This is a genomic window from Kribbella sp. NPDC031520 (genome assembly GCF_055580825.1).
Genome location: NZ_JBVIKS010000001.1, coordinates 1,245,269 through 1,268,928 on the forward strand (window position 1 = coordinate 1,245,269; position 23,660 = coordinate 1,268,928).

A 23,660-nucleotide genomic window follows, 5' to 3' on the forward strand; every position below is an offset into this window, starting at 1 on the left:
GTCCGGCGCTGCGTTCGACCATTGGGGACCTCCGAGCTCTAGCAATGCTGGGAACGCAGTCTGGCACCGCCGGAGTCGCTGCGGGATAGCCGCAATGCCTAGGTTTCCAACGGTTTCACTGTGCACAACGCACAGGCAGGCGTTCGGTCACGCAGGGAAGAGCCGGAAAGCCTTCAGGGCAAGGCCGAGCTCCAACTGGACGCCGTCCTCGGTGATGTCACGGCCAGTGATCTGCTCGACCCGGTGCAGGCGGTTGATGACCGTGTTCCGGTGACAGTGCGCGAGTTCCGCCGTACGGCGGACCGATCCGGCGGCCAGGACCCACTTGTCCAAGGTGTCCAGTAACAGCTCGCGTTCCGGGGCCGAGGTGGTTGTCAGCGGCATCAGCCAGGCCTGGATCAGCTGGTCGGCCAGCTCGGGTGCGCTGAGCAACAACGCCTCCGGAAGGTGTTCGGGTAACGCGGCGACCTCGATCCGGCCGGGCGGCAGGGTCCGGCGGGCCAGCATCGCCTGCCGGTACGCGACGTCCACCTCGGCCAGACCTGCGACCACCCCGGAGAGTCCGGCAGGCGCGTCTACGAATCGGCGCAGCAGCCGGAGTACCGTATCTGCGGACTCGGTGCCGAGGGCAAGCAATCCGACGACGGTCTGCGGCCGCACCTGCCAGGCGGACGCGACCCGTACGCCGGCCAACCGCCGGGCGAACGAGGTCGTCGTACAGTCGTCGTCGATCAGGTTGTCGATCGCGACCACCACGTACGGGCCGTTCACCGGGATGTCCAGGACGGTGGCCGCTTCCTGGACGAAGGCGCGATTCGCCCGGCCCTGCAGGAGCCCCTCCCACAGCGTCGACCTGCGCTGTTCGTCGGCGCGGACCAGGTAGCGCTCGGCGGCGTGGTACGCGGTCGCGACCTGTGACGACGTCCGGTCAACGACCTCCCAGACCTTGCCGGCGACGTCCAGCAACACCTCGGACTCGGCCATCCCCTGCGCCCGCGCCTCGTCGATCAACGCCTCCCAGACGACCCGGCCGCCTAGCCGGAACGACTTCAGTACGTCGTCCAACGGCATCCGCTGCTCCGCCCGCCGCCGCCCGGTCGCCTGCGCCGCATCGAAGTGGTCGTCGCTGTCGGCAATCATCTGCACAACCCGGGCAACGTTGTCATGACAGGACCGCCACAAGTCCTGCCGGGGCACGGCATCCAGCTCCTCGTACACCGGATTCTGCTCGTAGATCGTCGCCACCAGGACGTCCGTCAACTCCGGCAGATTGCCCAGCACACTCTGCGCCAGCGACTCCACGGTCAGCCCGGCCCGATCAACAGCGCTACCCATAGTCGGCACAGCATCGCACACCGTCGCCGAACGGCACAGACCTCAGACCGAGCGGGTTGCTACCAGGTCGCAGAGGGTGTCGAGGGCCTGGCGGCCGGGACCGTCGGGGAGGGTGGCGAGGAGTTTGCGGGCGTCGGCCGCGCGGCGGCGTACGTCCTCCTCGGCCTGGTGGAACGCCGGGTGGGAGCGGAGCAGGTCCAGAGCCTCGGAGAGGCGGGCGTCGTCGGACAGGTCCGAGTCCAGCAGCTCGAGCAGCCGCGCGTCCGTCGGATCGGTCGGATCGGCCTGGGCGCGGAAGATCAGTACCGGCAGCGTCGGCACACCCTCGCGCAGGTCCGTACCGGGCGTCTTGCCCGACTGACCCGACTCCGAGGCGATGTCGAGGATGTCGTCGGCGAGCTGGAACGCGACGCCGATCTCCTCACCGAACGCGCGCAGCGCCTCCTGGATCTCCTCGGAGGCTCCGGCGTACCGAGCGCCGAAGACGGCGGACGTCGCGATCAGCGAGCCGGTCTTGTCGGCGACCACCGACAGGTAGTGCTTCAACGGGTCCTGGCCTTCGCCGACGCCCATCGTCTCGCGGATCTGCCCCTCGACCAGCCGGCCGAAGGTACGCGCCTGGATCCGGACCGCCTCCGGCCCGAGGTCCGCGACCAGGTCCGACGCGCGGGCGAACAGCCAGTCGCCGGACAGGATCGCGACCGAGTTGTCCCAGCGCGCGTTCGCGGTGGACGAGCCGCGGCGCAGCGCGGCCTCGTCCATCACGTCGTCGTGGTGCAGCGTCGCGACATGCGTCAACTCGACGACGACCGCAGACTTCACCACGTCATCGGATCCGGCGTCAGCGCCGAACTCTGCCCCCAGCAGTACCAGCAGCGGCCGGAACCGCTTGCCACCGGCAACCATGACGTGCCGGGCGGCGGCGGTGACGAACGGCGCCTCGGACTCGGTCGCGTCGAGCAGCGCCTGCTCCACACGCTCGAGCCCAGCACGAACCCGGGACTCGAGCGCCGCGTCGGCGAACTCGAATCCCAGGCTCTCGGCCGGCAGCGGGGTCGGACTCAACGGATGAACTCACCAGCTCGGGCCGCCAGGTCGAGCACCGGTCCGGGAACCAGACCGAGCACCACCGTGGCGGCGAGACCCAGTGCGACCGCCGACGTGGTCTGCCAGCCCGGCAGCGCCACGTCCGGCGCGTCGGCCGGCAGGTCGGAGAAGAACATCAGCACGATCACGCGAACGTAGAAGAACGCGGCCACGAGGCTCGACAGGACAGCGACAACTACGAGCGGCCAGGCGCCGCCGCTCCACGCCGCGCTGAAGACCGCCCACTTGCCGGTGAAGCCCGCGGTCAGCGGGATCCCGGCGAAGGACAGCAGGAAGAACGCGAAGATGCCGGCCAGCAGCGGCGACTTCTTGCCCAGGCCCGCCCAGCGGGACAGGTGCGTCGCCTCGCCGCCCGCGTCCCGGACCAGCGTGACGACCGCGAACGCGCCGATCGTCGGGAAGCCGTACGAGACCAGGTAGAACAGCACCGCCTGGGTCGAGGTGATCCCGTTGTGGACGCCGTTGCCCGCCTGCGCGAGGCCGACGAACGCGGTCAGCAGGAAGCCCGCGTGCGCGATCGACGAGTACGCCAGCATCCGCTTCACGTCGGTCTGGGTGATCGCGACGATCGAACCGACCACCATGGTGAGGATCGCGATGATCCACATCATCGGCGCCCAGTCCCAGCGGGTTCCGCCGAGCGCGACGTAGAAGACCCGCATCAGGCCGACGAACGCCGCGATCTTGGTGCAGGCCGCCATGAAGCCGGTGACCGGCGTCGGGGCGCCCTGGTAGACGTCCGGCGTCCAGGAGTGGAACGGTACGGCGCCGACCTTGAACAGCATGCCGACCCCGAGCAGACCGGTACCGGCCAGCAGGATCGTGTCGCCACCGGTCTGCGTACCGAGCGCGTCGGCGATGCCGCCGAGCGACATGGTGCCGGCGTACCCGTACAGCAGCGCGATGCCGAACAGCAGGAACGCCGACGAGAACGCCCCGAGCAGGAAGTACTTCATCGCGGCTTCCTGCGAGATCAGCCGGCGACGGCGGGCCAGGCCACAGAGCAGGTACAGCGGCAGCGAGAAGACCTCGAGCGCGACGAACAGGATCAGCAGGTCGTTCGACGCCGCGAACAGCATCATGCCGCCGACCGCGAACAGCGTCAGCGGGAAGATCTCGGTGTGCTCGACGCGGGCCGCCGTACCCTCCCGCTCGGCCTCCGAGCCCGGCACCGCGGCCGCCTGGCCGGCGAACGCGGACAGGCCGCCGTCGATCGAGCGCTCGGCGAACAGCAGCACGCTGATCAGCGTCAGCGCCAGCAGGATGATCCAGGTGAACAGCGCCGGGCCGTCGACCGAGATCGCACCCTGGGCGGCGATGATCTCCTTCTTGCCGTGCATCAGCATGCCGGTCCGCACGCCGGCCGCGATCACGGCGACCACCGTGATCGTCAGCTGCACCAGGTGCCGCAGCGGCCGGGGCACGAACGCCTCGACCAGGACTCCCACGGCCGCGGCACCGAAGACGATGAACAGCGGAAGCAGTTCGCCGTACTCGATGCTGGGCTTCGTGAAGTCCGCCAGCGGCAGCAACATCGCGGTCACTTCTGTCCCTCCGTCACGGGGATCTGCGGTGCCTTGTCGGTCACGCCCACCCGCTGCATGGTCGAGTCGACCGCGGGTTTGATGATGTCGACGATCGGCTTCGGGAAGATGCCCAGGCCGATGATCAGGATCACGAGCGGTGCGATCGCCAGCACCTCACGCGGGTTCAGGTCCTTCAGCTTCTCGATCCCCTCGCGGACCGGGCCGGTCATCGTGCGTTGGTACATCAGCAGGATGTACAGCGCGGCCAGCACGATCCCGAGGACCGCGATCACCGCGATCACCTTGTGCCGGCTGAACGTCCCGGCCAGCACCATGAACTCGGAGATGAACGGCGACAGGCCGGGCAGCGCCAGGCTGGACAGGCCGGCGAACAGGAACGTTCCGGCGAGAACCGGCGCCACCTTCTCGACCCCGCCGTAGTCGGCGATCCGCGCGGACCCGCGCCGGGAGATCAGGTACCCGGCGACCAGGAACAGTGCCGCGGTGGAGAGACCGTGGTTGAACATGTACAGCGTCGACCCGGTCAGGCCCTGCGACGTCAGCGCGAAGATGCCCATCACGATGAAGCCGAAGTGCGAGATCGACGTGTACGCGATCAGCCGCTTGATGTCGGTCTGCCCGATCGCCAGCAGCGCGCCGTACAGCACCGAGATCAGCGCCAGCACCAGGATCACCGGGGTGGCCCACTGGGACGCGTTCGGGAACAGGCCCAGGCAGAACCGGATCATCCCGAAGGTGCCGATCTTGTCCAGGATGCCGACCAGCAGCACCGACGTCCCCGGCGTCGCCTCACCGGCCGCGTCCGGCAGCCAGGTGTGGAACGGCACCATCGGCGCCTTCACCGCGAACGCGAAGAAGAACCCGAGGAAGAGCCAGCGCTCGGTGTTCTGGCTGATGTCCAGCTTGACCATGTCGGACAGCAGGTACGACGGGGCGCCGTGCTTGGCCGAGACGACGTACAGGCCGACGACCGAGGCCAGCATCAGCAGACCGCCGAGCAGCGAGTAGAGCAGGAACTTCACCGCGGCGTACGAACGCTGCGGGCCGCCGAAGCCACCGATCAGGAAGTACATCGGGATCAGCGTGGCCTCGAACAGCACGTAGAACAGGAACACGTCGGTCGCGGAGAAGACGCCGATCGAGAGCGCCTCCAGGCCGAGGATCCAGGCGAAGAAGGACTTCTCCGACCAGCGTCCGTGCGCGGCGTCGTTCCAGGACGCGATGATCACGATCGGCGACAGCAGCGCGGTCAGCACCACCATGACGATGCCGAGACCGTCCAGGCCGAGCGCGTAGTGCGCGCCGAACGCCTTGATCCAGGTGTGCGTCTCGGCGTAGTCCGCGGCGCCGTTGCGGTGGTACCCGATCGCGACGATCACGGTCAGGACCAGCGTCACGAGCGAGAACCCGAGCGCGACCTGCTTGGCCGTCAGCGCCTTCGCCTTCGGCACCAGCATCGTCGCGATCGCCCCGACGAACGGCAGGAGCAGTAACAGGGTCAGCCAACCGATGTTCACGACAACCTCACCGCGAGGAGGGCGACGACCACGAATGCGGCGCCGAAGACCATGCTGAGTGCGTACGAACGGACGAAGCCCGTCTGGAACCGGCGGAGCCGGCCGGACAGTCCGCCGAAGAGTGCGGCCAGGCCGTTGACCAGGCCGTCGACGCCCCGGTTGTCGAGCCAGACCAGCGTCCGGGTCAGGTACTGCCCGGGACGCATGAAGAGCGCCTCGTTGAGCGCGTCGCCGTACAGGTCACGCCGGGCGAACCGGGTGATCGGGGAGCCGACGGGTGCCTCGCGCGGGATGTCCCGGCGGTACATCAGCACCGCGATCGCGATACCCACCGCGACCACCGCGAGCGTGATGATCGTCATCACCGTGGCGTTCAGCGGCGCGTGCGCCTCCTCGTGCCCGACGATCGGCTCGAGCCACTTCACGATCCAGTGGCCGGCGAAGTACAGCGCACCACCGCCGAGCGAGAGCGCGGCGAGGATGATCAGCGGCCACGTCATCACCTTGGGCGACTCGTGCGGGTGCACCTCCTCGGCCCAGCGCTTCTTGCCGAAGAACGTCATCAGCATCACCCGCGACATGTAGAACGCGGTGATACCGGCGCCGAGCAGCGCGCACAGACCGATCACCGTGTTGTCCGCGAACGCGGCCTCGATGATCTTGTCCTTGCTGAAGAAGCCCGCGAACGGCGGGATGCCGAGGATCGCCAGGTAACCGAACGCGAACGTGACGAAGGTGATCTTCATCGGCGTCCGCAGGGCACCGTAGTGGCGCATGTTCACGTCGTCGTCCATACCGTGCATCACGGATCCGGCGCCGAGGAACATGTTCGCCTTGAAGAAACCGTGGGTGAGCAGGTGGAAGATCGCGAACACGTACCCGACCGGGCCGAGGCCCGCGGCGAGCATCATGTAGCCGATCTGGCTCATCGTCGAACCGGCGAGCGCCTTCTTGATGTCGTCCTTGGCGCAACCGATGATCGCACCAGCAAGCGCGGTGACCGTACCGACGATCACCACCGCGGTCGAGGCCGCGTCGGTGACCGCGTAGATCGCGTGCGAGCGGACCACCAGGTAGACGCCCGCGGTGACCATCGTCGCCGCGTGGATCAGCGCCGACACCGGGGTCGGGCCCTCCATCGCGTCCAGCAGCCAGGACTGCAGCGGCACCTGTGCGGACTTGCCGCAGGCGGCCAGCAGCAGCATCAGGCCGAGCAGCGTGGCCCACGTCTTGGACAGGTGCCCGGCACCGGCGTCCACCGTGGAGAAGGCCGACGAGCCGAACAGCGCCCACATGCTCATCACCGCGAGCGAGAGACCGATGTCACCGACCCGGTTCACCACGAACGCCTTCTTCGCGGCGACCGCGGCCGAGTCCTTGTGCTGCCAGAAGCCGATCAGCAGGTACGACGCCAGACCGACGCCTTCCCAGCCGACGAAGACCAGCAGGTAGTCGGCGGCCAGCACCAGCAGCAGCATCGACGCGATGAAGAGGTTCAGGTACCCGAAGAACCGGCGCCGCCGTGGGTCGTGCTCCATGTAGCCGATCGAGTAGATGTGGATCAGCGAACCGACACCAGTGATCAGCAGCACGAACAGGATCGACAGCGGGTCGATCAGCAGCGTGAAGTCGACCTTGATGTGGCCGACCGAGAACCACTCGAACAGCCGGACCGTCGTGGACCGGTCGTCGCCCGACTTGCCCTGCATCTGGAAGAACAGCACGACGCCGAAGGCGAACGAGATCACCGGCGCCAGCGTGCCCAGCAGGTGACCCCACGCGTTGGTGGCCTTGCCACCGAGCAGCAGGATCGCCGCGGACAAGGCCGGTACGGCGACCAGCAGCCACGTCAGCTCATGACTCATCGGTTGCTACCTCAGTACTTGAGCAGGTTGGCGTCGTCGACCGAGGCCGAACGACGGGTGCGGAAGATGGCCATGATGATCGCCAGCCCGATCACGACCTCGGCCGCGGCCACCACCATCACGAAGAAGGCGGCGATCTGACCGTCGAGGTTGCCGTGCTGGCGGGCGAAGCTCACGAACGCGAGGTTGGTCGCGTTCAGCATCAGCTCGACGCACATGAAGACGACGATCGCGTTCCGGCGGACCAGCACGCCGAGCGCACCGATGCTGAACAGGATCGCGGCGAGCACGATGTACGGCTCGGTGTTCACTTGCCCTCCTCCTGTCCGACGAAGCCGGTCGTGTCGGTGCTCTCCGCCTCACGCGGGTACGCCTCGCCGAGGTCGAGTTCGCGGACCTCTTCGACGTCCGCGCGCTCCTCGGCTTCGGGGAACACGGTGCCACGTGCCTGCAGCACACGCGAAACCGAGGTCGGTGCGATCGACCCGTCCGGCAGCAGCGCCGGCGTGTCGACGGCGTTGTGCCGCGCGAGCACACCGGGCGTCGGCAGCGGGCCCGGGTGGATGCCCTGCTCGGCGTACTTGCGGATCCGCTCCTCGGCGTGGTCGCGCTGCGTCTTCTTCTTGGTCAGCCGCTCGCGGTGCGCCAGCATCATCGCGCCCATCGCCGCGGTGATCAGCAGCGCCGAGGTGACCTCGAACGCGAACACGTACTTACCGAACAGCAGCTGCGCGATGCCCTTCGGGTTGCCGTCCGGCTGCGCGTCGGCGAGTCCGGTCGGGTGCCCGTAGATCGCGTTGCCGACCGCGGCGATCAGCAAGATGCCGAAGCCGAGGAACGCCAGCCCGGCCAGCAGCCGCTGGCCGCGGATGGTCTCGACCAGCGAGTCCGAGGCGTCGACGCCGACCAGCATCAGGACGAACAGGAACAGCATCAGGATCGCGCCGGTGTAGACGATGATCTGGACCGCGAACAGGAACGGCGCGTCCTGCGCCGCGTACTGCACCGCGAGGCAGATCATCACCGTCGCCAGCAGCAGCGCCGAGTGCACCGCCTTGCGGACCAGCACCATGCAGATCGCGGCCAGGATCATGACTGGGGCCAGCAGCCAGAACGCGACCTGCGAGCCGGTGACGAGACCGATCACTTCGTCTCACTCCCCTCGGGGCGCGCGGCAGCACCGGTCAGACCGAGGTAGTAGTCCTTCTCGGTCGTGCCCAGCTGCATCTCGTGCGGCGGCTCCTGCATGCCCGGGAGCAGCGGCGCCAGCAGGTCCTTCTTCTCGTAGATGAGGGACTCGCGGGTGGTGTCGGCCAGCTCGTACTCGTTGGTCATGGTGAGCGCCCGGGTCGGGCAGGCCTCGATGCACAGACCGCAGAGGATGCAGCGCAGGTAGTTGATCTGGTACACCCGGCCGTACCGCTCGCCCGGCGAGAACCGGTCGCCCTCGGTGTTGGAGGCGCCCTCGACGTAGATCGCGTCCGCGGGGCAGGCCCACGCGCACAGCTCACAGCCGATGCACTTCTCCAGCCCGTCCGGCCAGCGGTTCAGCTGGTGCCGGCCGTGGAACCGTGGGGCGGTCGGCTTCTTCTCGAACGGGTACTGCTCGGTGAACACCTTGCGGAACATCGTCCGGAAGGTGACGCCGAACCCGGCTACCGGGTCCCAGAGGGACTCTTTGACACTAGCCACGGCTGCCTTCCTTGCTTTGGCTCGGAGTGTTGACGGCCATTGGTGGTGGCACCGGGAAGCCGCCGGCGAACGCGTCGAAGTCCTTGCCGTCGGCAACCTCGGGCTCTTCCGGCTTGGGCTTGGCCGGGACGAACATGCTGATGATCGCGATCACCAGGACCACGGCCGCGGCGACCAGCAGGGTGGTCCGGCTGAAGTTCGTCTCCCGGCCGACCGCGCGGACGGTGGCGACCAGCAGGATCCAGACCAGCGAGACCGGGATCAGGACCTTCCAGCCGAGCTTCATGAACTGGTCGTAGCGCAGTCGCGGCAGCGTTCCGCGCAGCCAGATGTAGAAGAAGATGAAGCACATCAGCTTGCCCATGAACCACAGCACCGGCCAGTAGCCGGAGTTCGCGCCGTCCCAGATCGAGATCGGCCACGGCGCCCGCCAGCCGCCCAGGAACAGCGTGGTGGCCAGCGCCGACACGGTCGCCATGTTGATGTACTCGGCCAGGAAGAACATCGCGTACTTGATCGAGGAGTACTCGGTCAGGAAGCCCGCGACCAGCTCGCCCTCGGCCTCCGGGAGGTCGAACGGCGCCCGGTTCGTCTCGCCGATCATCGAGATCACGTAGATCACGAACGACGGGAACAGCAGGAACCCGTACCACCCGGGCAGTGGGATCGACGCCCCGAACCAGTGCACGGTCTGGTGCCCCTGCGCGGCCACGATCTCCGAGGTGGACAGCGAGCCGGCGAACAGGAACACCGTGACCAGCGCGAGGCCCATCGCGACCTCGTACGAGATCATCTGGGCGCTGGAGCGCAGACCACCGAGCAGCGAGTACGTCGAGTTCGACGACCAGCCGCCGAGCACGATGCCGTAGATGCCGATCGAGGCGATCGCCATCACGTACAGCACCGAGACCGGCAGGTCGGTGAGCTGCAGCCGGGTGTAGGTGTCGGTCCAGGGGATCCGCACCGTCGGCCCGAACGGGATCACCGCGAAGGTGAGGAAGGCCGGGATGGCGACGATCGCGGGCGCCAGCACGAAGACGACCTTGTCGACGCCCTTGGGCATCAGGTCTTCCTTCAGCATCAGCTTCACGCCGTCGGCCAGCGACTGCAGCAGACCCTGCGGGCCGTGCACGTTCGGGCCGATCCGGTGCTGCATCCGCGCAACGACCCGGCGCTCCCACCAGATGTTGAACAGCGTCAGCACGACGAGGAAGACGAAGATGAAGAGGACCTTGATCAGGATGACCCACCACGGGTCGTGCCCGACCCCCGCGTCAGGTACCGCGAGCGGGATGTTCATGCGTTCCCTCCGGCGATCGTCACGATCGAGCCATGGTCTGCGTGCAACGAACGGCGCACGTGGGAGTCGGCCGAGTTGGTCGGCAGCCAGACCACGTTGTCGGTCATCGGCGTGATCACGACCGGCAGCCGGATGCTCCCGGCGTCGGTGCTCACCGCCAGCTCGTCCCCGTCGGCGACCCCGATCCGGCGCGCGGTGGTGACCGAGATCCGGGCGACCGGCCGGCGCGCGGTCGCGGTCAGGTGCGGCTCACCGTCGCAGGCCCGGCTGTCGTCGATCAGCATCCGCCAGGTCGCCAGCCGGGTCGAGTCGAACGCGCCGAGCGCCGGGCCGGCCTGGTACGTCGGCTCCTGCGCGCGGCCGCCGTCCCAGCGGCCGAGCTCGTCGAACTCCTGCTTCGCGCCCTCCGGCGTGCTGAAGCCGAGCGAGTGCCCCATCTCCTGCGTCAGCGCGGCCAGCGCCCGGGTGTCCGGCATCGCGGTCGGTACCTTCAGTACGACCGGGAACGGCCGCTCGCGGCCTTCCCAGTTCACGAAGGTGCCGGACTTCTCCACCGGCGGTACGACCGGGAACACGACGTCGGCGTACTCGGTGACCTGCGAGTTGCGGACCTCGAAGCTGACCACGAACGGCGCCGCCTCGAGTGCGGCCAGCGCCGCGGCCGGGTCCGGCAGGTCGTCGATCTCGACACCCGCGACGACCAAGGCCTGCAGCGAGCCCGCGCCGGCGATGATCTCGGTCAGGTCCTTGCCGGTCTCGCCCGGGAGGTTCTCCACACCCCAGGCGGCCTGAAGGTCGACCCGCGCCTGCGGGTCGCTGACCAGCCGGCCACCCGGCAGCAGGCCCGGCAGACAGCCGGCCTCGAGCGCGGCCCGGTCACCCGCGCGACGCGGGATCCAGGCCAGGTCCGCACCGGTGTCGAGCGCCAGCCGCAGTGCCGCGGAGTACCCGCCCGGTACTGAAGCGAGCCGCTCGCCGACGACGATGATCGAGCCTGCACCGAGCGCGGCCCGGGCAGCCGCCCCGGCCTCGCCGGCGTTCCCGAGGTCGGCCAGTACGGCGGACTCGGTGCCGGGCGCTGCCGGTACGACGACGCCGTCGAGCTTCTCGATCCCACGGGACGCGTACGCCGCGACCGTGAACACCTTGGTGCCGTGCGTCTTCACGCCCTTGCGGACGCGCAGGAAGACCGACGGTGCTTCCTCTTCCGGCTCGAACCCGACGAACAGCACCGAGCCGGCCTTCTCCAGGTCCGCGAACGTCGTACCGAGACCGGTGCCGGCCACCGCGGCGGCCAGGAAGTCGGCCTCCTCGGCGGAGTGCGGCCGGGCCCGGAAGTCGATGTCGTTGCTGCCCAGCGCGACCCGGGCGAACTTCGAGTACGCGTAGGCGTCCTCGAGGGTCAGCCGGCCGCCGGTCAGCACCGCCGCGTTGCCGCGCGCCGCGTTCAGCTTCCCGGCCGCGAAGGTCAGCGCCTCCGGCCAGGACGCCGGGCGCAGCTCGCCGTCCTCGCGGATCAGCGGGTGGGTCAGCCGGTCGCCGGTGGTCGCGTACTGGAACGCGAACCGGTCCTTGTCGGAGATCCACTCCTCGTTGACCTGCGGGTCGTCGCCGGACAGCCTGCGCATCACCTTGCCGCGCCGGTAGTCGACCCGGATCGCCGCACCGGACGAGTCGTGCTCGGCCACGGACGGCACCGAGACCAGGTCGAACGGCCGGGAGCGGAAGCGGTACGCCGCACTGGTCAGCGCACCGACCGGGCAGATCTGGATCGTGTTGCCGGAGAAGTAGCTCTCGAAGGGCTCCTTCTCGTAGATGCCGACCTGCTGCAGCGCGCCGCGCTCGATCAGCGCGATGAACGGGTCACCGGCGATCTGCTCGGAGAACCGGGTGCAGCGCGCGCACAGGATGCAGCGCTCGCGGTCCAGCAGCACCTCGGCGGAGATGTTGATCGGCTTCGGGTACGTCCGCTTCACCCCGTGGCTGGTGTGGAAGCGGGACTCGCCGGCGCCGTTGCTCATCGCCTGGTTCTGCAGCGGGCACTCGCCGCCCTTGTCGCAGACCGGGCAGTCGAGCGGGTGGTTGATCAGCAGGAACTCCATCTGCCCGTGCTGCGCCTTGTCGGCAACGGGCGAGGAGACCTGGGTCCGGACCACCATGCCATCGGCGACGGCGATCGTGCAGGATGCCTGCGGCTTGGGCATACCCCGGCCGTTCCCGGCATCGGTGATCTCGACCAGGCACTGCCGGCAGGCACCGACCGGGTCCAGCAGCGGATGGTCGCAGAACCGCGGGATCTGGACCCCGATCTGCTCCGCGGCCCGGATCAGCATCGTGTTCTTCGGAACCTTGACCTCGATGTCGTCGATGGTCACGGTCACCAGATCGGTGCGCTCCACCTCCGACCCGGCGGGCGGGTTCGCTTGGATCGTCATGCGCTAGCTCCAGCAGTCGCGAAGACAGTGCTTGCCATCGGGTCGAACGGGCAGCCGCCGTTCTCGAAGTGCGCCAGGTACTCGTCCTTGAAGTGCGCGATCGAGCTGGTGATCGGCGCCGTGGCACCGTCACCGAGCGCACAGAACGACCGGCCGAGGATGTTCTCGGACAGGTCGAGCAGGACCTCCAGATCCTCCTCCGACCCCTGGCCCTTCTCCAGCCGCTCGAGGATCTGCACCAGCCACCACGTGCCTTCCCGGCACGGGGTGCACTTGCCGCAGGACTCGTGCTTGTAGAACTCGGTCCAGCGCAGTACGGCGCGGACGACACACACGGAGTCGTCGAAGATCTGCAGCGCCTTGGTACCGAGCATCGAACCGACCGAGCCGACGCCCTCGTAGTCGAGCGGTACGTCGAGGTGCTCGGCCGTCAGCAGCGGCGTCGAGGAACCACCCGGCGTCCAGAACTTCAGCTCGTGTCCCTCGCGGACCCCGCCGGCCAGGTCGAGCAGCTGGCGCAGCGTGATGCCCAGCGGGGCCTCGTACTGACCTGGGCGGGTGACGTGCCCGGACAGCGAGTACAGCGTCATGCCCTTGGACTTCTCGGTGCCCATCGAGGAGAACCAGTCCGCACCGTTCTTGATGATCACGGGAACGGAAGCGATCGACTCGACGTTGTTGATGACAGTGGGGCAGCCGTACAGACCGGCCACGGCCGGGAACGGAGGACGCAGCCGAGGTTGACCGCGACGTCCTTCCAGCGAGTCGAGCAGCGCCGTCTCCTCGCCGCAGATGTAGGCGCCGGCGCCGGCGTGCACGACGACGTCCAGGTCGTAGCCGCTGCCGAGGATGTTCGTGCCGATGTAGCCGGCGTCCTTGGCCTCCTGGACCGCCTGCTGCAGCCGGCGGACCACGTGCAGCACTTCACCGCGTACGTAGATGAAGGCGACCGACGCGCGGATCGCGTACGACGCGATGACGACGCCCTCGACGAGCGTGTGCGGCGAGGCCATCATCAGCGGGATGTCCTTGCAGGTGCCCGGCTCGGACTCGTCCGCGTTGACGACCAGGTACTTGGGCTTCGGGTTGTCCTGCGGGATGAAGGACCACTTCATCCCGGTCGGGAAGCCCGCGCCGCCACGGCCGCGCAGACCGGAGTCCTTGACCGTGGCAACCACGTCGGCCGGCTGCATCGCGAGCGCCTTGCGGAGGGCGTCGTACCCACCGGTGCGCTGGTACGAGGCCAGCTGCCAGGCGTTGATCTGGTCCCAGTTGTCGGAGAGCACCGGGGTCAGCACGTCGGTCATGGTCAGGCCTCCTTCGGGGTGTCGGAGCCGTTCGGGGCGGACCAGTTGCGCTCGCGGGCCAGCCGCAGGCCGGCCAGCGTGGCCTTGCCACCGGTCGGGCCCTCGTCGGCGCGGCCGTCCGGGTACCCGGCGAGGACGCGCTCGGCCTCACGCCAGGTGCAGATGGTGGCGCCGCGCGGCGACTTCACCTCGTTGCCCTCGCGCAGGTCGTCGACCAGCTGGGTCGCGGACTCCGGCGTCATGTCGTCGAAGAACTCCCAGTTGACCATCATCACCGGCGCGTAGTCGCAGGCCGCGTTGCACTCGAGGTGCTCGAGGGTGATCTTGCCGTCCTCGGTGGTCTCGTCGTTGCCGACGTCGAGGTGCTGCTTGAGCCGGTCGAAGATCAGGTCGCCGCCCATCACCGCGCACAGCGTGTTGGTGCAGACGCCGACGTGGTAGTCACCGACGGGGCGGCGCTTGTACATCGTGTAAAAGGTGGCCACCGCCGACACCTCGGCGCCGGTCAGCCCGAGCACCTCGGCGCAGGCCTCGATGCCCTCCGGGGTGACCCGGCCCTCGACCGACTGCACCAGGTGCAGCATCGGCAGCAGCGCGGACCGGCCCTCGGGGTACCGGGCCGCGAGCTCGCGCATCTCCGCGATCGTGGTCTCGGTGATCTTCGAGTCGCCGGTGCTGTACGGCACCGTCTTGTCGGTAGCAGTCGTGTGGTTCTCGGCCATTTAGCGGTCCACTCCACCCATCACCGGGTCAAGGCTGGCGACGGCGACGATCACGTCGGCGACCTGGCCGCCCTCGCACATGATCGGCATCGCCTGCAGGTTTGCGAAGGACGGGTCACGGAAGTGCACCCGGAACGGCTTGGTGCCACCGTCGGAGACGACGTGCGCACCCATCTCGCCACGCGGCGACTCGATCGCCACGTAGGCCTGGCCGGCCGGGACCCGGAAGCCCTCGGTGACCAGCTTGAAGTGATGGATCAGGGCTTCCATCGACTCGCCCATGATGTGCTTGATGTGGTCGAGCGAGTTGCCCATCCCGTCGGCGCCGACCGCCAGCTGGCTCGGCCAGCCGATCTTCTTGTCGGCGACCATCACCGGCTGACCGTCCATCTTCTCCAGCCGGTCCGCGCACTGCTCGACGATCTTCAGCGACTCGTGCATCTCCTGCAGCCGGACCCGGAAGCGTCCGTAGGCGTCGGAGGAGTCCCAGGTCGGCACGTCGAAGTCGTACGTCTCGTAACCGCAGTACGGCTGGGTCTTGCGCAGGTCCAGCGCGTACCCGGTGGAGCGCACCGTCGGGCCGGAGATCCCGAGCGCCATGCAGCCGGCCAGATCCAGGTAGCCGACGTTCTGCAGCCGGGCCTTGAAGATCGGGTTGGCGTTGCAGAGCTCGGCGTACTCCTTGAGGTGCCGGTTCATCCAGGTGATGTACTCGCGGATCTTGTCCAGCGCACCCGGCGGCAGGTCCTGCGCGACGCCGCCCGGCCGGATGAACGCGTGGTTCATCCGCAGCCCGGTGATCAGCTCGAACAGGTCGAGGGTCTTCTCCCGCTCGCGGAAGCCGATCGTCATCACGGTCAGCGCGCCGATCTCCATACCGCCGGTGGCGATACAGACCAGGTGGCTGCTGATCCGGTTGAGCTCCATCAGGAGCACCCGCATGACGTTGGCCTTCTCCGGGATCTGGTCCTCGATCCCGAGCAGCCGCTCGACCGACAGGCAGTACGCCGCCTCGTTGTAGAACGGCGACAGGTAGTCCATCCGGGTGACGAACGTGACGCCCTGCACCCAGGAGCGGAACTCCATGTTCTTCTCGATGCCGGTGTGCAGGTAGCCGATGCCGCAGCGGGCCTCGGTCACGTTCTCACCGTCGAGCTCGAGGATGAGCCGGAGCACGCCGTGCGTGGACGGGTGCTGCGGGCCCATGTTGACGACGACGCGCTCCTCCGGCTCGTCGCCGAGACCGGAGACGACCGAGTCCCAGTCCTGGCCGGTGACGGTGAAGACGCGACCTTCGGTCGTGTCCCGAGTGGCCGCGTACGGGTCTGACGGCGTGGAATTGGTTTGGGTCATCAGTTGTACGACCTCCGCGTGTCGGGCGGCGGGATGACGGCGCCCTTGTACTCGACGTCGATGCCGCCGAGCGGGTAGTCCTTGCGCTGCGGGTGGCCCGGCCAGTCGTCCGGCATCAGCACCCGGGTCAGCGCCGGGTGACCGTCGAAGACGATGCCGAACATGTCCCAGGTCTCCCGCTCGTGCCAGTCGTTGGCCGGGTAGACCGAGACGATCGACGGGATGTGCGGGTCGGCGTCGGGCGCCGACACCTCCAGCCGGATCCGGCGGTTGTGGGTGATCGACAGGAAGTGGTACACCGCGTGCAGTTCGCGGCCGGTCTCGTGCGGGTAGTTGACCCCGCTGACCCCGGAGCAGAACTCGAACCGCAGCGCCTCGTCGTCACGCAGGTGCTTGCACACCTCGACCAGATTCTCGCGCTTGATGTGCAGGGTCAGCTCGCCGCGGTCGACGACGACCTTCTCGACCGAGCCGTCGGCGGTCAGGCCTTCCAGCTTGTCCACCGCGGCGTCGAACCAGGAGCCGTACGGCCGCGGGGTCGCACCGGGCAGCGCGACCTGACGGCGCAGGCCGCCGAAGCCGGAGGTGTCACCGGTACCGCGAACACCGAACATGCCCTCGCGCTGGTCGACGACCTCGGCCTGCGGAGTCTGCGCGTCACTGGCGGCAGAGGTCGCCGGAAGGTTCTCGGGTTGGGAGTCACTCATCGAACACCTCGCTGCGCTCGGTGGTCGCTGCGCGACGGGGTCGCTGTGTTGTTTGTTCCCTCGCTGCGCTCGGTCATCGCAGCAGCCCCTTCATCTCGATCGTCGGCGCGGCCACCAGCGCCGCGGCCTCCTGCTCGGTCTGCAGCGCCTTCTTGTGCGCGCCGAGCTTCATGTGCTGGATCTGGTCGTGGATCTTCAGGAACGCGTCCAGCAGCATCTCCGGCCGCGGCGGGCAGCCCGGCAGGTACATGTCGACCGGGACCACGTGGTCCACGCCCTGCACGATCGCGTAGTTGTTGAACATGCCACCCGACGACGCGCAGACGCCCATCGCCAGCACCCACTTCGGGCCCGGCATCTGGTCGTAGATCTGGCGCAGTACCGGAGCCATCTTCTGGCTCACCCGGCCGGCCACGATCATCAGGTCGGCCTGCCGCGGCGAGGCCCGGAAGACCTCCATACCGAACCGCGCGGCGTCGTACCGCGGCGCGCCGGTGGTCATCATCTCGATGGCGCAGCAGGCCAGCCCGAAGGTTGCCGGCCACAACGAGGCCTTGCGCATGTAGCCGAGCAGTCCTTCGACGGTGCTCAGCAGTACGCCGGCCGGAAGCTGTTCCTCAAGACCCATGTCAGTCCCACTCCAGTCCGCCGCGGCGCCACACGTAGGCGTACGCGACGAAGACGGTGACGATGAAGATGACCATCTCGACCAGCCCGAACAGCGCCATCTGGTCGAAGGCCACCGCCCAGGGGTAGAGGAAGATGATCTCGATGTCGAACACGATGAACAGCATCGCGGTGATGTAGTACTTCACCGGGAAGCGGCCGCCGCCGACCGGCTGCGGGGTCGGTTCGATGCCGCACTCGTACGAGTCCAGCCTGGCCCGGTTGTACCGCTTCGGGCCGACCAGCGCACTCACGGTGATGCTGCCCGCCACGAAGAGCAGCGCGAGCACACCAAGAGCAAGAATCGGTGTGTAGGGGTGCATCGCTGCGTGCTCCCTCCTTCAGCCGGTGGTCTGTCTGTGTCTGTTCTTGTCTGTTGTTATCAGTACCGCTGTGGCTCGGCTCACCCGCCCCGCCGGTCAGGCCGCCGGAGCCAGCTTCGTGAGCCCGTTGATGATCTTGTCCATCACGTCGCCGTCGCGCGGGTCGGTGAGGTTGGCCAGCAACTTCAAGGTGAACTTCATCAACGTGGTGCGCGGCAGACCGTACTTGGTGCACAGCCGCATCACCTCCGGATTTCCGATCAGCTTCACGAAGATCCGGCCGAGCGTGTAGTAGCCGCCGTACTCCTGCTTCAGCGCCTTCGGGTACGCCGACAGCGCGCGCTCGCGCTGGTTCGGCTGCCGGCGCAGCGCCTGGGCAGCGACCTCGGCGGCGAACGCCCCGGACTCCATCGCGTACGGGATGCCCTCGCCGTTGAACGGGTTGACCATGCCACCGGCGTCGCCGAGCAGCATCAGCCCGCGGGTGTAGTGCGGCTGCCGGTTGAAGCCCATCGGCAGCGCGGCCCCGCGGATCGGAATGGTCTGGAACTCGTCCCGGAACTGCCACTCCTCCGGGGTGTTCTTCAGCCAGGCCTTCAGCAGATCGGCGTAGTCGACCTTGCCGAACGCCTCGGAGGTGTTCAGGATGCCGAGGCCGACGTTGACGGTGCCGTCGCCCATCCCGAAGATCCAGCCGTACCCGGGCAGCAGCACCTTCCCGCCCGGCTGCTTCGGGTCGTCGGCCCACAGCTCCAGCCAGGACTCGAGGTAGTCGTCGTCGGTCCGCGGGCTGGTGAAGTACGTCCGTACGGCGACGCCCATCGGCCGGTCGTCGCGCTTGTGCAGCCCCATCGCGATGCTCAGCCGGGACGAGTTGCCGTCGGCCGCCATCACCAGTGGCGCCCGGAACTCGACGTCGTCGCCGGCCCGGCGGCCGTTGTCGTCGACCGGTTTCGCGGTGACGCCGACGATGTGGCCGCGGTCGTCCAGGATCGGGCCGCTGACGTTGGTCCGTTCGCGCAGCCGCGCCCCGGCCTTCACGGCCTGCCGGGCGAGCATGTCGTCGAAGTCCATCCGGTTCCGGGTCAGGCCGTAGTTCGGGTGGCTGGCCAGATCCGGCCAGTCGAGCTGCAACTGGTGCCCGGCGCCCTGGATCCGGAGGCCGTAGTTGCGGATCCAGCCGGCCTCTTCGGAGATGTCGATGCCCATGTTGATCAGCTGCTTCGTGCCGCGCGGGGTCAGCCCGTCACCGCACACCTTCTCCCGCGGGAACGCGGTCTTCTCCAGCAGCAGCACGTCGAGACCGGCGTTCGCCAGGTGGTACGCGGCCGCCGATCCGGCAGGTCCGGCACCGACGACGATCACATCGGCGGTCTCCGCCTGCTGCCCGCTCGGCACGCTCTGGCTCATCTCTCCGGCCTGGATGTTCTTGGGGGGCGTGTGCGCTCGTGAACGACTTCACGAGCCCTCTTCACTCGACAGTCTAGGACTGCCTGACTCGGACACGAAACTCGCCCCAACCCCCTTGCAGACAAGCCAATTACGCATAATTTCCGTTGCGTAATTAACAGGGTGCGGGAGACGTGCCCGAGGGCTTGACTGCCCGGTGGATCGCGACCAGACCGCCAGTCAGGTTGCGCCACTGCACGCGCGTCCACCCGGCGTCCTCGATCGCCCGGGCCAGCGGTTCCTGCGGCAGCCACGCGCGGGTCGACTCGGCCAGGTACTCGTAGGCCTCCGGGTTGGTCGACACCACCTTCGCCACCGCCGGCACGGCGCGCATCATGTACTCCAGGTACACCACCCGGAACGGTTTCCAGGTCGGGTGCGACTGCTCGAGTACGACGAGCCGGCCGCCCGGCCGGGTGACCCGGAGCATCTCGCGCAGCGCGAGCGGTACGTCGTTCACGTTCCGCAGCGCCCAGGAGATCGTCACCACGTCGAACGTGCCGTCCGCGAACGGCAGCCGGAGCGCGTCGCCGGCGATCAGGTCCAGCTCGGGGTGCCGGCGCTTGCCGACCGTCAGCATGCCGACCGAGAAGTCGCAGGACACCACCTCGGCGCCGGCCTCGCGGAGCTTGATGCTGGACGCGCCGGTTCCGGCGGCCAGGTCGAGGATCTTCAGGCCCTTCCGCGGCGCGATCTCGGCCAGCGTGGCGGGCCGCCAGTACAGCTTCTCCAGCCCCATCGTCGCGACCGCGTTGGTCCGGTCGTAGCCCTCGGCGACGTTGTCGAACATGGCCGCCACGTCGTGCGGTTGTTTGCTCAGATCTGCGCGGGTCACTTGTCTAGTTCATCACGCGGGCTCAGGCAGGACGGACGGGAGGCATACGCTTGCATCTCGTGAGTGCATCTCCAGGTAGCCGTGCGGCCCTTGCGACCCGAGGCCCCGCACCGCAGTTGGTGGTTCGCAGTCAACCGGTGGACGGCGTGTCGGCGCACCTGCTCGACCATCTGCCGGACGAAGGCGGACTCGCGTGGGTACGGCGTGGCGACGGTCACGTCGGCTGGGGCGTCGCCGCCCGGCTGGAGGTTGCCGGGAGCAACCGGTTCGAGAAGGCCGCGCGCTGGTGGCAGGAGCTCGTCGGGGCCGCCGTGGTCCGCGACGAGATCGGCGTACCCGGCTCGGGCCTGGTCTGCTTCGGATCGTTCGGCTTCACCGACTCCGATCCGAGTGAGCTGGTCGTACCCGAGGTGATCGTCGGCCGCCGCGCCGGGACCACCTGGGTGACCACGATCTCCCCGGCGAGTTCGCTGGCCGCGCCGCCGGAGCTGCTGGTGCACGAGCCGTCACCGGTGTACGACGTGACGTTCGCCGACGGCGCCCGGACCGGGACGGACTGGTCGAGCATCGTCGCCGACGCGGTCCGCCGGATCACTGCGGGCGACCTCGACAAGGTGGTGCTGGCCCGCGACCTGATCGCGATCGCCGAGCAGCCGATCGACCTGCGCTGGCCGCTGCACCGGCTCGCCACGGCGTACCCGAACTGCTGGACGTTCTCCGTCGACGGGCTGATCGGTGCCACGCCGGAGCTGCTCGTCCGCCGGGAGAAGGGCCTGATCACGTCCCGGGTGCTCGCCGGGACGATCCGCCGTACCGGCGACGACGCGCACGACCTGGCCTTGGCCGCGTCGCTGGCGCGGTCCTCGAAGGACCTCGAGGAGCACGAGTTCGCGGTCCGCTCGGTCGCCGACGCACTCGAGCCGCACTGCTCGTCGATGAACGTCCCGGAGACCCCGTTCGTACTGCACCTGCCGAACGTGATGCATCTGGCCACCGACGTCGCCGGCGTCGCGAACAACGGCGCCTCCGCGCTCGGGCTGGCCGCCGCGCTGCATCCGTCGGCCGCGGTCTGCGGTACGCCGACGCCGGTCGCGCGGGACCTGATCGGTGAGATCGAGGGCATGCAGCGCGGCCGGTTTAGCGGACCGGTCGGCTGGATGGACGCGGCCGGCGACGGCGAGTGGTGCATCGCGCTGCGCTGCGGCCAGGCCGACCCCGACGACGCCCGCCGGATGCGGCTGTTCGCCGGCGCCGGCATCGTCGCGGGCTCCAACCCGGACGCCGAACTGGCCGAGACGAACGCCAAGCTGGTACCGATGCGAGACGCTCTAGGAGATTGATGAAGCTGACGAAGTTCGCCCATGCGTGTGTCCGGCTGGAGAAGGACGGGCGGGTGCTGCTGATCGACCCGGGCATGTTCAGCGAGAGCGCGGCCTTCGAGAAGGCGGACGCGATCCTGGTCACGCACGAGCACCCGGACCACCTCGACCTCGAACGGGTCACCGCGCTCGACGTACCGGTCTACACGAACGCGGGTGTCGCGGCACAGCTGGCCGCGCTGGGCGACCGGGTGCACGTGGTCGAGGGCGGGCAGTCGTTCGACGCGGCCGGCTTCTCGGTCAGTGCCTACGGCAAGGACCACGCGGTGATCCTGCCCGAGCTCGGCGTACCGTGCGAGAACATCGGCTACCTGGTCGACGACGCGGTGTACCACCCCGGCGACTCGTTCACGCAGCCGGACCGCGCGGTGCACACCAACCTGGTACCGATCTCCGGCCCGTGGTTCGCGCTGCCGTCAGCCGTCGAGTACGTGCGCACGGTGAAGGCGGAGCAGACCGTAGGCATCCACAACGCCCTCCTCAGCGACATCGGCCTCGGCATGATGCAACGCTGGCTCAACGAAACCGGCGGCCGCCCCTACCTCGGCCTGACCCCGGGCCAGTCCACCGAGCTCAGCTGAACTCCACGTCGATGAAGTCGGCGACTGGGCGGTAGCCGGCCTGGTGGTAAATCTTGTTGGAGGTGGGGTTGGCGAGGTCGGTGTAGAGGCAGGCCTGGTTGCCGGTGGCAAGGATGTTGGCGGTGACGTGGCTGGTGAGGGCACCGGCGTAGCCGTGGCGGCGGTGGTCCGGTGGTGTGTAGACCGGGCCGACGCGGCAGACGCCGTACAACGGCAGGTGGTAGCCGACCATGCTGACCGGTTCGCCGTCGGCCTCCCAGATCCACAGCGTCTGCTCCTCGAGCCGCCGCTCGGCCCACTCGTGGTTGTCGGCCGCGACCTCGTCGGCGATTTCGGCGGCGAAGCCGTCGCCCCAGGCGGCAACCAGGTCGACGTCGTCGGCCCGCATCGGGCGCGGACCACCCTCCGCCGACAGCGGGGTGAGCTCGATGAGCTTGTGCAGGCGGGTGCCGCGCGTCTCGGTCGCCGTACCACCACGCAGTTCGCACCAGCGCCGGGCGAAGCGGAACGCTGCCGGCCGGTCACCCGCGACACCTTTCAGCTCGGGCAGTACGTCGGCATACGCGTCGGCGATCGGCTCCGCGAGATCCTCCCGCAGCGCGCCGACGTACACGCCGCGCCCGGGCGTCCGCATCGCGACGCCGAGGACGTCCGGGTCGTGTACGGACACGAAGTACGACGGCTCGCCCTCGGCGGGCACCGTACCGCCGGCCCGTTCGTGGACGTTGCTCATGATGATCGTGTGCAGTACCGGATCCTGTTGCAGGAAAGGGAAAACCGTCTGCTCGAACGCCTGCGGATCGCTCGTCACCCGGACATCCATGCACCGGAGCGTACGCCTGCCCACCCCGGACGGTCGCCCGGATTTACACTGCGGCTATGTCCACCACGCGGTTGTTGCTGCTCGGCGTCGTACGGATCTTCCAGCCGGCGTACGGGTACCAGCTGCGCCGCGAGCTGCTGACCTGGAACGTGCAGGACTGGGCGAACATCAACCCCGGCTCGATCTACACCGGCCTGCGGACGCTGGCCAAGCACGGGTACCTGCAGGAGCTCGAGCAGGACGGCGCGCACCGCCCCGCGCGGACGTCGTACAAGCTGACCGCGGACGGTGAGACGGAGTACTTCTCGCTCCTGCGCGGCATGCTCTGGACCGTCGACGGGTTCCACCCGGACAAGATGCAGGCCACGATCAGCTTCATGTGGTCGCTGCGCCGCGACGAGGTGGTCGCGGCGTTGGAGGCGCGGATCAGCCAGCTCGAGTCCTGGCTCAAGTCGGAGCCGTTCTCCGAACGCCAGATCCTCGAAGACCCGGGCACGCCGAACCACGTGGTCGAGATGTTCCGGATCACCACTGCCCGCGACAACGGCGAGCTGCAGTGGACCCGGGAGTTCCTGGACCGGATCCGCGACGGCGCCTACGCCTTCGCCGGCGAGCCCGCCGACTGGGCGCCGTACCCGGGCATGGTCACGCACTGGGGCGAGATCCCTGACCCGCCCCCGAGAACCCCCTGATCTCGCTCTCCACCCTCATAATCAA

The 23,660-nt window shown here is 68.5% G+C and carries 22 protein-coding genes; 3 read left to right on the forward strand and 19 right to left on the reverse strand.

All coding sequences use genetic code 11. From position 1 onward, the window contains the following. Positions 1-147: 147 nt before the first annotated feature. The 18 genes from ACZ5BU_RS06260 to ACZ5BU_RS06345 form a co-directional block, all read right to left on the reverse strand. Positions 148-1,335 carry a PucR family transcriptional regulator gene (locus ACZ5BU_RS06260; RefSeq protein ID WP_465695962.1) on the reverse strand — a complete coding sequence of 396 codons (1,188 nt, stop codon included), beginning with the start codon at positions 1,333-1,335 and terminating at the stop codon, positions 148-150. 42 nt (positions 1,336-1,377) lie between these two features. Beyond that, a complete protein-coding gene (locus tag ACZ5BU_RS06265) occupies positions 1,378-2,400 on the reverse strand; it encodes a polyprenyl synthetase family protein (protein ID WP_465695963.1) in 1,023 nt (340 codons plus the stop codon). Further along, positions 2,397-3,977 (reverse strand): NADH-quinone oxidoreductase subunit NuoN, encoded by a 1,581-nt coding sequence (gene nuoN / locus ACZ5BU_RS06270; protein WP_465696720.1) that lies wholly within the window; start codon positions 3,975-3,977, stop codon positions 2,397-2,399. The genes ACZ5BU_RS06265 and nuoN overlap by 4 nt, the downstream gene beginning before the upstream one ends. Positions 3,978-3,982: 5 nt before the next feature. Further along, positions 3,983-5,506, reverse strand: a complete 1,524-nt coding sequence (locus ACZ5BU_RS06275; protein ID WP_465695964.1) for an NADH-quinone oxidoreductase subunit M — start codon at positions 5,504-5,506, stop codon at positions 3,983-3,985. Then, positions 5,503-7,371, reverse strand: coding sequence for an NADH-quinone oxidoreductase subunit L (gene nuoL / locus ACZ5BU_RS06280; RefSeq protein ID WP_465695966.1), 1,869 nt, complete (start codon positions 7,369-7,371; stop codon positions 5,503-5,505). Before nuoL ends, ACZ5BU_RS06275 begins: the two co-directional genes overlap by 4 nt. Positions 7,372-7,382: 11 nt before the next feature. Beyond that, complete coding sequence (nuoK, locus tag ACZ5BU_RS06285) at positions 7,383-7,682, reverse strand: NADH-quinone oxidoreductase subunit NuoK (RefSeq protein ID WP_465695967.1); 300 nt, start codon at positions 7,680-7,682, stop codon at positions 7,383-7,385. Continuing rightward, positions 7,679-8,518, reverse strand: coding sequence for an NADH-quinone oxidoreductase subunit J (locus ACZ5BU_RS06290; RefSeq protein ID WP_465695968.1), 840 nt, complete (start codon positions 8,516-8,518; stop codon positions 7,679-7,681). The genes nuoK and ACZ5BU_RS06290 overlap by 4 nt, the downstream gene beginning before the upstream one ends. Continuing rightward, entirely contained in the window at positions 8,515-9,063 is a 549-nt protein-coding gene (gene nuoI, locus ACZ5BU_RS06295; RefSeq protein ID WP_465695969.1) for an NADH-quinone oxidoreductase subunit NuoI, read from the reverse strand. The genes ACZ5BU_RS06290 and nuoI overlap by 4 nt, the downstream gene beginning before the upstream one ends. Continuing rightward, a complete protein-coding gene (nuoH, locus tag ACZ5BU_RS06300) occupies positions 9,056-10,363 on the reverse strand; it encodes an NADH-quinone oxidoreductase subunit NuoH (RefSeq protein WP_465695971.1) in 1,308 nt (435 codons plus the stop codon). The genes nuoI and nuoH overlap by 8 nt, the downstream gene beginning before the upstream one ends. Then, the gene (locus ACZ5BU_RS06305; RefSeq protein ID WP_465695972.1) at positions 10,360-12,798 is read right to left on the reverse strand and encodes an NADH-quinone oxidoreductase subunit G; all 2,439 of its coding nucleotides are present in this window, start codon (positions 12,796-12,798) and stop codon (positions 10,360-10,362) included. Before ACZ5BU_RS06305 ends, nuoH begins: the two co-directional genes overlap by 4 nt. Beyond that, positions 12,795-14,105 carry an NADH-quinone oxidoreductase subunit NuoF gene (nuoF, locus tag ACZ5BU_RS06310; protein ID WP_465695973.1) on the reverse strand — a complete coding sequence of 437 codons (1,311 nt, stop codon included), beginning with the start codon at positions 14,103-14,105 and terminating at the stop codon, positions 12,795-12,797. Before nuoF ends, ACZ5BU_RS06305 begins: the two co-directional genes overlap by 4 nt. 2 nt (positions 14,106-14,107) lie before the next feature. Further along, entirely contained in the window at positions 14,108-14,827 is a 720-nt protein-coding gene (gene nuoE / locus ACZ5BU_RS06315; protein WP_465695975.1) for an NADH-quinone oxidoreductase subunit NuoE, read from the reverse strand. After that, positions 14,828-16,180 carry an NADH-quinone oxidoreductase subunit D gene (locus ACZ5BU_RS06320; RefSeq protein WP_465695976.1) on the reverse strand — a complete coding sequence of 451 codons (1,353 nt, stop codon included), beginning with the start codon at positions 16,178-16,180 and terminating at the stop codon, positions 14,828-14,830. It abuts the gene before it with no gap. Further along, positions 16,180-16,887, reverse strand: coding sequence for an NADH-quinone oxidoreductase subunit C (locus ACZ5BU_RS06325; protein WP_465695978.1), 708 nt, complete (start codon positions 16,885-16,887; stop codon positions 16,180-16,182). Before ACZ5BU_RS06325 ends, ACZ5BU_RS06320 begins: the two co-directional genes overlap by 1 nt. A 73-nt stretch (positions 16,888-16,960) precedes the next feature. Further along, positions 16,961-17,515, reverse strand: a complete 555-nt coding sequence (locus ACZ5BU_RS06330) for a NuoB/complex I 20 kDa subunit family protein (protein WP_344238780.1) — start codon at positions 17,513-17,515, stop codon at positions 16,961-16,963. A 1-nt stretch (position 17,516) separates the two neighbouring features. Then, positions 17,517-17,876: an NADH-quinone oxidoreductase subunit A gene (locus tag ACZ5BU_RS06335; RefSeq protein WP_209692643.1), complete on the reverse strand. Its 360-nt coding sequence runs from the start codon at positions 17,874-17,876 to the stop codon at positions 17,517-17,519. Positions 17,877-17,972: 96 nt separating this feature from the next. Continuing rightward, positions 17,973-19,286 (reverse strand): geranylgeranyl reductase family protein, encoded by a 1,314-nt coding sequence (locus ACZ5BU_RS06340; RefSeq protein ID WP_465695979.1) that lies wholly within the window; start codon positions 19,284-19,286, stop codon positions 17,973-17,975. A gap of 154 nt (positions 19,287-19,440) precedes the next feature. Then, positions 19,441-20,160 carry a demethylmenaquinone methyltransferase gene (locus tag ACZ5BU_RS06345; RefSeq protein WP_465695981.1) on the reverse strand — a complete coding sequence of 240 codons (720 nt, stop codon included), beginning with the start codon at positions 20,158-20,160 and terminating at the stop codon, positions 19,441-19,443. Positions 20,161-20,219: 59 nt separating this feature from the next. On the opposite strand from ACZ5BU_RS06345, the gene ACZ5BU_RS06350 reads away from it, so the two are divergent. Together ACZ5BU_RS06350 and ACZ5BU_RS06355 are read left to right on the forward strand one after the other, a co-directional pair. Beyond that, positions 20,220-21,500: an isochorismate synthase gene (locus ACZ5BU_RS06350; RefSeq protein ID WP_465695982.1), complete on the forward strand. Its 1,281-nt coding sequence runs from the start codon at positions 20,220-20,222 to the stop codon at positions 21,498-21,500. Beyond that, entirely contained in the window at positions 21,500-22,120 is a 621-nt protein-coding gene (locus ACZ5BU_RS06355) for an MBL fold metallo-hydrolase (RefSeq protein ID WP_465695983.1), read from the forward strand. The genes ACZ5BU_RS06350 and ACZ5BU_RS06355 overlap by 1 nt, the downstream gene beginning before the upstream one ends. On the opposite strand, the gene ACZ5BU_RS06360 is transcribed toward ACZ5BU_RS06355, so the two are convergent. After that, positions 22,113-22,943, reverse strand: coding sequence for a GNAT family N-acetyltransferase (locus ACZ5BU_RS06360; protein ID WP_465695985.1), 831 nt, complete (start codon positions 22,941-22,943; stop codon positions 22,113-22,115). The genes ACZ5BU_RS06355 and ACZ5BU_RS06360 overlap by 8 nt on opposite strands. 56 nt (positions 22,944-22,999) lie before the next feature. Here ACZ5BU_RS06360 and ACZ5BU_RS06365 point away from each other — a divergent pair, with 56 nt between their 5' ends. Continuing rightward, the gene (locus tag ACZ5BU_RS06365; protein ID WP_465695986.1) at positions 23,000-23,635 is read left to right on the forward strand and encodes a PadR family transcriptional regulator; all 636 of its coding nucleotides are present in this window, start codon (positions 23,000-23,002) and stop codon (positions 23,633-23,635) included. Positions 23,636-23,660 lie beyond the last annotated feature (25 nt).

What these genes read in the sequence shown, in the direction of transcription:
- ACZ5BU_RS06325 (WP_465695978.1), bottom strand. Translation starts at nt 16,887, where the DNA reads ATGAGTGACTCCCAACCCGAGAACCTTCCGGCGACCTCTGCCGCCAGT.
- nuoF (WP_465695973.1), bottom strand. Translation starts at nt 14,105, where the DNA reads ATGACCGACGTGCTGACCCCGGTGCTCTCCGACAACTGGGACCAGATC.
- nuoN (WP_465696720.1), bottom strand. Translation starts at nt 3,977, where the DNA reads ATGTTGCTGCCGCTGGCGGACTTCACGAAGCCCAGCATCGAGTACGGC.
- ACZ5BU_RS06365 (WP_465695986.1), top strand. Translation starts at nt 23,000, where the DNA reads ATGTCCACCACGCGGTTGTTGCTGCTCGGCGTCGTACGGATCTTCCAG.
- ACZ5BU_RS06340 (WP_465695979.1), bottom strand. Translation starts at nt 19,286, where the DNA reads ATGAGCCAGAGCGTGCCGAGCGGGCAGCAGGCGGAGACCGCCGATGTG.
- ACZ5BU_RS06330 (WP_344238780.1), bottom strand. Translation starts at nt 17,515, where the DNA reads ATGGGTCTTGAGGAACAGCTTCCGGCCGGCGTACTGCTGAGCACCGTC.
- ACZ5BU_RS06320 (WP_465695976.1), bottom strand. Translation starts at nt 16,180, where the DNA reads ATGACCCAAACCAATTCCACGCCGTCAGACCCGTACGCGGCCACTCGG.
- ACZ5BU_RS06360 (WP_465695985.1), bottom strand. Translation starts at nt 22,943, where the DNA reads ATGGATGTCCGGGTGACGAGCGATCCGCAGGCGTTCGAGCAGACGGTT.
- ACZ5BU_RS06260 (WP_465695962.1), bottom strand. Translation starts at nt 1,335, where the DNA reads ATGGGTAGCGCTGTTGATCGGGCCGGGCTGACCGTGGAGTCGCTGGCG.
- ACZ5BU_RS06335 (WP_209692643.1), bottom strand. Translation starts at nt 17,876, where the DNA reads ATGCACCCCTACACACCGATTCTTGCTCTTGGTGTGCTCGCGCTGCTC.
- nuoE (WP_465695975.1), bottom strand. Translation starts at nt 14,827, where the DNA reads ATGGCCGAGAACCACACGACTGCTACCGACAAGACGGTGCCGTACAGC.
- ACZ5BU_RS06355 (WP_465695983.1), top strand. Translation starts at nt 21,500, where the DNA reads ATGAAGCTGACGAAGTTCGCCCATGCGTGTGTCCGGCTGGAGAAGGAC.
- ACZ5BU_RS06305 (WP_465695972.1), bottom strand. Translation starts at nt 12,798, where the DNA reads ATGACGATCCAAGCGAACCCGCCCGCCGGGTCGGAGGTGGAGCGCACC.
- nuoL (WP_465695966.1), bottom strand. Translation starts at nt 7,371, where the DNA reads ATGAGTCATGAGCTGACGTGGCTGCTGGTCGCCGTACCGGCCTTGTCC.
- nuoH (WP_465695971.1), bottom strand. Translation starts at nt 10,363, where the DNA reads ATGAACATCCCGCTCGCGGTACCTGACGCGGGGGTCGGGCACGACCCG.